The sequence below is a fragment of the Pseudorhodobacter sp. genome, from assembly GCF_030452865.1.
Classification (GTDB): domain Bacteria; phylum Pseudomonadota; class Alphaproteobacteria; order Rhodobacterales; family Rhodobacteraceae; genus Pseudorhodobacter.
Window position 1 is genome coordinate 1 of record NZ_JAKDLJ010000135.1, and the last position, 8,315, is coordinate 8,315.

Annotated in this window: 9 protein-coding genes and 1 pseudogene; 6 read left to right on the forward strand and 4 right to left on the reverse strand. The window is 57.2% G+C overall.

Features of this window, described 5'->3' with window-relative positions:
* The 6 genes from L0H65_RS09640 to L0H65_RS09665 all read left to right on the forward strand — a co-directional run.
* Positions 1 to 464, forward strand: a 464-nt coding sequence (locus tag L0H65_RS09640) for a pseudouridine synthase (RefSeq protein ID WP_301458661.1), incomplete at its 5' end; no start/stop codon positions are given.
* Complete coding sequence (locus L0H65_RS09645) at positions 461 to 1,168, forward strand: ATP12 family chaperone protein (RefSeq protein ID WP_301458662.1); 708 nt, start codon at positions 461 to 463, stop codon at positions 1,166 to 1,168. The genes L0H65_RS09640 and L0H65_RS09645, both read left to right, overlap by 4 nt.
* Positions 1,169 to 1,402: 234 nt before the next feature.
* The gene (locus L0H65_RS09650) at positions 1,403 to 2,425 is read left to right on the forward strand and encodes an amino acid ABC transporter substrate-binding protein (protein WP_301458663.1); all 1,023 of its coding nucleotides are present in this window, start codon (positions 1,403 to 1,405) and stop codon (positions 2,423 to 2,425) included.
* 136 nt (positions 2,426 to 2,561) lie between these two features.
* Positions 2,562 to 3,815 carry an amino acid ABC transporter permease gene (locus L0H65_RS09655; protein ID WP_301458664.1) on the forward strand — a complete coding sequence of 418 codons (1,254 nt, stop codon included), beginning with the start codon at positions 2,562 to 2,564 and terminating at the stop codon, positions 3,813 to 3,815.
* Between the two features lies 1 nt (position 3,816).
* Positions 3,817 to 5,115: an amino acid ABC transporter permease gene (locus L0H65_RS09660; RefSeq protein WP_301458665.1), complete on the forward strand. Its 1,299-nt coding sequence runs from the start codon at positions 3,817 to 3,819 to the stop codon at positions 5,113 to 5,115.
* A gap of 11 nt (positions 5,116 to 5,126) precedes the next feature.
* Positions 5,127 to 5,930: an amino acid ABC transporter ATP-binding protein gene (locus L0H65_RS09665; RefSeq protein WP_301458666.1), complete on the forward strand. Its 804-nt coding sequence runs from the start codon at positions 5,127 to 5,129 to the stop codon at positions 5,928 to 5,930.
* Positions 5,931 to 5,994: 64 nt separating this feature from the next.
* Here the strand turns inward: L0H65_RS09665 and L0H65_RS09670 are convergent, their stop codons facing one another.
* The 4 genes and pseudogenes from L0H65_RS09670 to L0H65_RS09685 form a co-directional block, all read right to left on the reverse strand.
* On the reverse strand, positions 5,995 to 6,501 hold the full coding sequence (locus L0H65_RS09670; protein ID WP_301458667.1) for a histidine phosphatase family protein: 507 nt from the start codon (positions 6,499 to 6,501) through the stop codon (positions 5,995 to 5,997).
* Entirely contained in the window at positions 6,498 to 7,151 is a 654-nt protein-coding gene (locus L0H65_RS09675) for a ferredoxin (RefSeq protein WP_301458668.1), read from the reverse strand. The genes L0H65_RS09670 and L0H65_RS09675 overlap by 4 nt, the downstream gene beginning before the upstream one ends.
* Complete coding sequence (argB, locus tag L0H65_RS09680; protein ID WP_301458669.1) at positions 7,148 to 8,047, reverse strand: acetylglutamate kinase; 900 nt, start codon at positions 8,045 to 8,047, stop codon at positions 7,148 to 7,150. Before argB ends, L0H65_RS09675 begins: the two co-directional genes overlap by 4 nt.
* A 68-nt stretch (positions 8,048 to 8,115) precedes the next feature.
* Positions 8,116 to 8,315, reverse strand: a pseudogene (locus L0H65_RS09685) (YihA family ribosome biogenesis GTP-binding protein); the annotation flags it as partial.

Genomic DNA, 8,315 nt, shown 5'->3' on the forward strand with positions numbered 1-8,315 from the left:
TGATGAAGGCGGCGGGGCGGGGCAGGGGCGGCGAAGGCGAAAAGATGATCTGTATTCATCCGGCCAAGATGGCTGATTACCCGGACGCCAAGCGCGCGCAAACGGATTTCTTCGTGCTGTGGTTCCTTGGCTCCCGCCTGTCGTGGATGGCGCTGGAACCGGTCACCGGGCGCACCCATCAACTGCGCGCGCATATGGCAGAGCTTGGCCATCCGATCCTTGGAGATGGCAAATACGGCGGTTCCGGTGTGGAAAATCAAGGCGATGGTTGGGGCGCTTCCATCGGAGGGGAGATCAGCCGCAAGCTGCACTTGCACGCGCGGTCCCTGACTATTGAACACCCGATTACCAAAAAGATGATGACCTTTACCGCGCCGTTGCCGGACCATATGGCGCGGACGTGGAAGGCGCTGGACTGGGGTGTGAACGATGTGCCCGCCGACCCGTTCGGGGGGGGTGAATGAGCGTTTGGGCACCGAAACGGTTCTGGAAGCGCGCAGAGGTGAGCGAGACGGCGCAGGGGTTCACCGTCACGCTTGACGGCCGCGCGATCAAGACCCCGGCCAAGGCGGCATTCTGGGTGCCAACCCGTACTCTCGCCGCCGAAGTCGCTGCGGAATGGCAGGCGCAGGGCGAGAAGGTCGCCCCCGAAACCATGCCCTTTACGCGCACCGCAAATTCAGCGCTCGACAAGGTGACACCACAATTCGCCGCCGTGGCGGGGATGCTGGCGGAATATGGTGGTTCGGATCTGCTGTGTTACCGAGCCGTTGCGCCGCAGGAACTGGTCGCCCGGCAGGCGCAGTTGTGGGATCCGGTTTTGGCCTGGGCGGTGGCGGAACTCGGCGCGCGCCTTGTCGTGACCGGAGGCGTCATGCCTGTGGCCCAACCGCTGACCAGTCTGGACGCCTTGGCGCAACCGATTAAGGCGCAAACCGCGTTTCATCTGTCGGCGTTTCACGACCTTGTGGCGATCAGCGGTTCTTTGGTTCTGGCGCATGCGATTGCCCGCAAGCACCTATCCGCGGAGACAGGATTTGCACTGTCGCGTCTGGATGAGACCTGGCAGACAGAGCAATGGGGCGCGGACGACGAGGCCGTCGAATCCGATACGGTCAAGCGCGTGGCATTGCTGCACGCCGCACGATTCTTTGATTTGTGTGGGTAACAATATTGCCAAGACGTCGCGTCAGCCGCCCGGTTCTTGCAAAACCTGCCGGTTAACGGGACGAAATCATGCTATCTTGCGAAATATCGTGCCTTTCGCTTGACCTTTGAAAGCGGTTCAGACGAAACTGTGCTCGATTAACGGGGAAACCCTAAATCAGTTTCGCCTCGAATATCGGGGTAAGGGAGCAAAAACACCACCTGAAAACAGGTGGGCAATCAGGAAGGATTATCAATGAAAAAAACCGTATTCGTAGGGGCACTGACCGCAGCCGCGACATTGGTTGCTGGCGCTGCATCCGCGACCGTGTTGGAAGAGGTTCAGGCGCGTGGCGTATTGAACTGCGGCGTCTCCACCGGCGTCAACGGCTTCTCGGCACCGGATTCCGCTGGTGAATGGCAGGGTTTTGACGTGGCGATCTGCCGCGCTGTTGCCGCCGCTGTCCTGAAAGACCCGAAGAAAGTCAAATTTGTGTCGACCACCGGTCAGACCCGCTTCACCGCGCTCGCCTCGGGTGAGATTGACCTTCTGGCCCGCAACAGCACATGGACTTTCAGCCGTGATGTTGACTTGAAGTTCACCTTTGCTGGCATCAACTATTACGATGGCCAGGGCTTCATGATCAAGAAGTCGATGGGTGTATCGTCCGCGAAAGAGCTTGATGGCGCGACGGTTTGTATCCAGACCGGCACCACCACTGAGTTGAACCTTGCTGACTACTTCAAGACAAACAACATGAAGTATGAGCCGGTTCCGATTGAAACCAACGCCGAAGCACAGCAGCAGTATCTGGCTGGTGCCTGCGATGCCTACACCACCGACGCGTCAGGGCTTGCCGCAACGCGGGCAACTTTCGCAGACCCGGAAAACCACATCATTCTGCCGGAAATCATTTCCAAAGAGCCGCTCGGCCCGTTGGTGGCGCAGGGTGACGATCAGTGGGCAGATATCGTTCGCTGGACGTTGAATGCCTTGGTCGCAGCAGAAGAGTTTGGGATCACGTCGGCGAATATTGATGAGTTGTCGAAAGGCACCACCAACCCGGAAATCAACCGTATGCTCGGGTCATCCGAGGAAGATCTTGGCGGTATGTTCGGGCTGGACAAGGAATGGTCCAAGCGCGCGATTGCCGCTGGTGGCAATTACGGCGAAATCTTCGCCGCAAACATCGGTGAATCAACCCCGATCGGTCTGGCGCGTGGCTTGAACGCGCTGTGGACCCAAGGTGGGTTGCAGTATTCCCCGCCCTTCCGGTAGGATCGGCACCGAAAAGGGCGCACCACTGGTGCGCCCTTTTTCCAAGGAAATTGACAAAATCTGATGGATGCTTGGCAGGGTCATGCCCGCATCAGAGCGCGAAAAAGCGCCAACTCAGAGGCAACGGGGAATTCAAATGGCAATGATGTCGGAAACGCAGGGCAGCTCCTTTCGTTTGAGCATGCTCATTTACGATACGCGGTATCGTTCAATCACGATCCAGATCATCTTTCTTTTCCTGATGATGGCAGGGGCCGCTTGGCTGATTGACAACACGCTGGCCAATCTTGCCGAAAAGGGCAAGGACATCGACTTCAGCTTCCTTTGGGCGCGGGCCGGCTATGACATCAACCAAAGGCTCGTCGATTATACCAATGACAGCCCGCATTGGGTGGCTTGGGTTGTCGGCCTGCTGAATACGCTTGTTCTGGCGGCCGTTGCCTGCATCACCGCGACTGTGGTTGGGGTGATGGCGGGCGTGCTGCGGCTTTCCAACAACTGGATCATTTCCAAATTGATGGCGGCCTATGTCGAAATGTTCCGCAATATCCCGCTTCTGTTGTGGATCCTTGTGATCTATGCGGTGCTGACCGAAATCACTCCGTCACCAAATCAGTTCCGCGGCGACAATCCCAGCGCGTCGATGTTCATGTTCGACAGCATGGCGATTACCAATCGCGGCTCCTATCTGCCAAGTATCCTGTTTTCCCGCAGTCTGGGCGATGTGAATCTTGGCTTGCTGACGGTCGGGGTCAACTCACTGGTTTTGATCGCAATCATTATCGCAAGTGTGTTTGGCTACCGGGCTTTGCAGCACAGTGCTGCGGCAACGCAGGAGTCGACCGGTGACCGCCCGGTGACCTGGTGGAAATCCTTGTTGATCCTGTTTGGCCCGTTGATCCTTGCCATGATCGCAATGGGCGCGCATCTGGAACTGCCGGTCCTTAAAGGGTTCAACTTCTCCGGCGGATTGTTCGTGCGCAACTCCTTCATCGCGATGTGGCTTGCGCTGACGCTCTATACCGGCGCGTTCATCGCCGAAATTGTGCGCGCGGGCATCCTTGCGATCTCAAAAGGGCAATCAGAGGCAGCTTTCGCTTTGGGCCTGCGCCCCGGTCGCACGATGAGTCTGGTGATCTTGCCGCAGGCGTTGCGTGTCATCATGCCGCCGTTGATTTCGCAATATCTCAACATCACCAAGAACACATCTCTTGCGCTGGCTGTTGGCTATATGGATCTGCGCGCGACGCTGGGCGGCATCACGCTGAACCAGACCGGGCGGGAATTGGAATGTATGATGTTGATGATGCTGACCTATCTGGTGATCAGCTTGATCATTTCCGGCAGCATGAACGTTTACAACAATTCCATCATGTTGAGGGAGCGTTGAGATGAGCGATACACATAGCCAAACCGTCGCTTATGTTCGTGACTCGATGCTGCCGGAAAAATCGCCACCCAGCAACCAAGTCGGTGCGATTCGTTGGCTGCGGGAAAACCTTCTGTCGGGGCCGCTGAACATAATTTTGACGATCCTTTCGATTCTTATCGTTTATGTTCTGGTCAGGGCAATCGGGCCTTGGCTCCTCCATTCGATTTGGAATGCAGGGTCGCTTTCCGAATGTCGGGAGATTTTGAATGGCGAAAGTGGCGCTTGCTTTGGCGTTATCAAGGACCGTTGGCACCAACTTATATTCGGTTTCTACCCACCGGAGATCTACTGGCGGCCGGTCTTGACCTTTGTACTTATGCTGGTTGCCATCGCGCCGATCCTGTTTGCGGGTGTTCCGCGCAAGATGCTTTGGTTCTCGGCGATCTTCCCGGCACTGGCGTTCTGGTTGATCTGGGGCGGGACCATCTGGTTCACCATCTGCGTACTTCTGGGCTTTGTGGTGGGCTATGTCGCATTTGTTCTGCTCCGGCGCGTGTCGGACCTGTTCGCCGTAATAGGTGCGGTTGTGGCGACAGTGCTGTGGTGGGTGTTTTTGTCTGGCCCACTGAGCAGCGAACTGGCCCAAATCCTGCCACTGAAGATTCAGCATGTGAAATCGCATGAACTCGGCGGGTTCACCGTGTCAATCATCATCGGCGTCACCGGCATCGTAATGTCGTTGCCTCTTGGGATTCTGCTTTGCCTTGGCCGTCAGTCCGACATGCCGCTGGTGAAATGGATCAGCGTCGGGTTTATCGAGTTTATTCGCGGGGTGCCGCTGATTACCCTGCTGTTCACCGCGTCCTTGCTGCTGAACTACTTTCTGCCGCCGGGGACCAACTTTGATATCCTGCTGCGGGTCATCATCATGGTGACGTTGTTCTCTGCGGCCTATATCGCCGAAGTGGTACGCGGGGGCTTTGCCGCCTTGCCGCGCGGGCAGTATGAGGCGGCGGATGCGCTTGGCCTCGACTACTGGAAGGCACAACGGTTGATCCTTTTGCCGCAGGCGTTGAAAATCTCGATTCCGGGTATCGTGAACACCTTTATCGGCTTGTTCAAGGATACCACGCTGGTTGTCTTCATCGGTATTCTGGACCCGATTGGCCTTTCAAGTGCCATTCGCGCCGACAGCAACTGGAACGGCATCGTATGGGAGCTTTACGGCTTCATCGCGCTTTGTTTCTTCATCTTTTGTTTCAGCATGTCCCGGTACTCGCAGTATCTTGAAGGCAAGTTGAAAACCGATCACCGTTAAGGGAGCCTGAAATGTCAGAAGCTACGACAGCAGCCGTGACTGAACGCAAAGTTAATCGTGACCAGATGCAGGTCAGCGAAGAGGTTGCGATCCAGATATCGAATATGAACAAATGGTACGGTACATTCCACGTCTTGCGCGATATCGACCTGACGGTGAATAGGGGGGAGCGGATTGTCATCGCTGGCCCTTCGGGATCGGGCAAATCGACCCTGATCCGCTGTATCAACCGGCTGGAGGAACATCAGGCCGGGCAGATTATCGTTGATGGAACAGAGTTGACGAGCGATTTGAAGAACATCGACAAGGTGCGGTCAGAGGTTGGGATGGTGTTTCAGCACTTCAACCTGTTCCCGCATCTGACCATCCTTGAAAACCTCACGCTCGCACCGATCTGGGTTCGCAAGACCCCGAAGCGGGAAGCGGAGGAGGTCGCGATGCACTATCTGGAAAAGGTGAAAATCCCGGAACAGGCACTTAAATATCCCGGTCAGCTTTCGGGCGGGCAGCAACAGCGGGTGGCCATCGCGCGTTCGCTGTGCATGAAGCCACGGATCATGCTGTTTGATGAACCGACCTCGGCGCTTGATCCGGAGATGATCAAGGAGGTGCTGGATACGATGATCGAACTGGCCGAAGAAGGCATGACCATGCTCTGCGTCACGCATGAAATGGGTTTTGCGCAGGCGGTTGCGAACCGGGTCATCTTCATGGATCAGGGCCAGATCGTCGAACAGAACAACCCGCATGACTTCTTCAACAACCCGCAGTCAGAACGGACAAAGCTGTTCCTGAGCCAAATCCTGGGCCACTGAGCGCGTTTGAACTTACGAAATGGCCCAACCATTCGGTTGGGCCTTTTCGATTTTGGCGGTGGTTTCAGGCTACAATCTCACGCGGAACCACGAAATCCAACGTGGCTGCACTTCCAAAACCGATGTCTTTCCAGCTTTCAACCATGAACTCCGCGACCAGCGTGGCGCCGGTTGGATACCGCTGAAACTCAGAACTGACGGGCGCGCGCGCGACAAGGCGGCTGGCAAACTCTGCAATGCCGGGGTTGTGCGTGATCATCAGTACGGTCTCCGCCGTTGCATGGCGCAAAACTGCCAGCATCACATCGGCGGCTGCATTGTAAAGCGTCGGCTTCAGGGTCACTTCAGGCGCCCCGATCAAATTTGCAGCGATGCCGTCATAGGTCTGGCGCGTGCGCAGTGCATCGGAGCAAAGCACCTCCTGCGGGATATACCCTCGGGAGTTGAGCCATTGCCCAAGATCGGCAGCGGCCAAGTGACCGCGTTCATTCAGCGGGCGGTCATGGTCAGGTGTCAATGGGTCGTTCCAGGCGGATTTTGCATGGCGGGTCAGGATCAAGCGTTTGGTCATTTGTGAAATTGCCTCATGTGATAGGCGGATTGTTCGGGCAGTCTTGCATAGGCTTGCGACAATGGGCAAGCGCGACGGACAGCGCAGCCATTATTCATACAATCCTGCCCTTCGGAAGTGTCGAGGAATCCGTCGCATTTCGGCAGATCGTACCCTTCCTTTGTCAGCGCCGATACCGGGCAGGCGGTGAGGCAAGGTTTCGTCGCGCAGGCTTCGCAGGGCGAGGCAGGTGGCGTCGGCAGACTGACGCGTTCTTGCAGCGCCAAGGCCCCGCGATAGGAGGCGAAAAGCCCCATTTTCGCATGGACCAGCAGCCGCACGGGGCTGTCCCACGCCTGCCCGGATCGGATCGCCCATTGATGAAAAGGATACCACGGCGGGCCGCCAAAGGGAAACAGCGCCTCTGCGCTGAAGTCGTACGCAATCTGGCAAATGATGCGCCGTGACCAGCGGTCAATCGGGTCAGGTTGCCGGTCACGCCATTCCGGCGCGCCGATCAGACGCGACCAAAATCCGGGTTCTGCCGGACCAAGCAGCAGCAGGGTTTGCGTTCCCGAAGGCAGAGCAGGGTCGTCGTCACAGGCGAACCCGCCCATCACCGCAAGGTTGTGCGGGGTCAGCTTTGCCTCAATTGCGGCAAGTTCGATCATTCGTCGCGGGGCGTCACCCGCGGCGCGACTGTGGCGGAGCGGATCAATGAGCCTGCACCGTGATCGGTGAACAGTTCCAGCAAACAGGCATTCTGAATACGACCGTCAAGGATAACAACCGCGCGCACCCCCTGTTCGATCGCCATCAAGGCGGTTTCGGTTTTCGGGATCATCCCGCCCGCAATCACGCCTTTTTCGGTCAGATCGCGCACTTCTTCGGGGGTCAGTTGTGTGATCACTTCACCCTCCGCATTTTTCACGCCGGATACATCGGTCAACAGCAGCAAACGGTCGGCTTTCAGCGCACCCGCAATCGCCCCCGCGGCGGTGTCTCCATTGACGTTGAACGTCTCACCATGATCACCGGGAGCAACCGGGGCGACGACCGGAATGATCCCGGCGTTGAACATATCGCGCAGCACCTGCACCCGCATATCGCGCGGCCGCCCGACGAATCCCAACTCCGGATCGTCATAATCGCAAACCATCAGGTCATCGTCCTTGCCGGAAATGCCGACAGCGCGCCCGCCTGCATCGTTGATCGCCTGCACGATCCGCTTGTTTACAAGCCCCGACAGCACCATTTCCACGACTTCAACCGTCGCCGCATCGGTCACGCGCTTGCCGCGTATGAATTCGGATTTGATCCCGAGTTTGGCCAGAAGGCTGTTGATCATCGGGCCGCCACCATGCACGACTACCGGGTTCAGGCCCACTTGCCGCATGAAAACAATGTCCTGTGCAAACTCCTCCATCGCTTCCGCGTCACCCATGGCGTTGCCGCCAAATTTTACGACAACAATTGCACCGGAATAGCGCTGCAAATAGGGGAGCGCCTCATTCAGAGTCCGGGCGGTGGCGATGGAATCACGCATGTTGGCTAACTGCTTTTTCATCTGGCTGGTGTCCCGTTGATATTGTTTGGTAGCGGCTTTGGACGCTTCTGCCAAGGGGCGGGTGCCACCTACTGCAATGTGGCGATTGTCGCGCGCAGAGTTTCGACGCCCAAACCTTTTTCGGCAGAGGTGACGATCAATTCCGGAAACGCCGCCGGATGTTTCGCCAGGGCGGCGCGGGTGATGTCGATGTTCTTTTCAAGTTCCGCTTTGCTGACTTTATCAGCCTTGGTCATAACGGCTTGAAAAGTCACGGCGGAGCGGTCGA

What these genes read in the sequence shown, in the direction of transcription:
- L0H65_RS09645 (WP_301458662.1), top strand. Translation starts at nt 461, where the DNA reads ATGAGCGTTTGGGCACCGAAACGGTTCTGGAAGCGCGCAGAGGTGAGC.
- L0H65_RS09650 (WP_301458663.1), top strand. Translation starts at nt 1,403, where the DNA reads ATGAAAAAAACCGTATTCGTAGGGGCACTGACCGCAGCCGCGACATTG.
- L0H65_RS09655 (WP_301458664.1), top strand. Translation starts at nt 2,562, where the DNA reads ATGGCAATGATGTCGGAAACGCAGGGCAGCTCCTTTCGTTTGAGCATG.
- L0H65_RS09660 (WP_301458665.1), top strand. Translation starts at nt 3,817, where the DNA reads ATGAGCGATACACATAGCCAAACCGTCGCTTATGTTCGTGACTCGATG.
- L0H65_RS09665 (WP_301458666.1), top strand. Translation starts at nt 5,127, where the DNA reads ATGTCAGAAGCTACGACAGCAGCCGTGACTGAACGCAAAGTTAATCGT.
- L0H65_RS09670 (WP_301458667.1), bottom strand. Translation starts at nt 6,501, where the DNA reads ATGACCAAACGCTTGATCCTGACCCGCCATGCAAAATCCGCCTGGAAC.
- L0H65_RS09675 (WP_301458668.1), bottom strand. Translation starts at nt 7,151, where the DNA reads ATGATCGAACTTGCCGCAATTGAGGCAAAGCTGACCCCGCACAACCTT.
- argB (WP_301458669.1), bottom strand. Translation starts at nt 8,047, where the DNA reads ATGAAAAAGCAGTTAGCCAACATGCGTGATTCCATCGCCACCGCCCGG.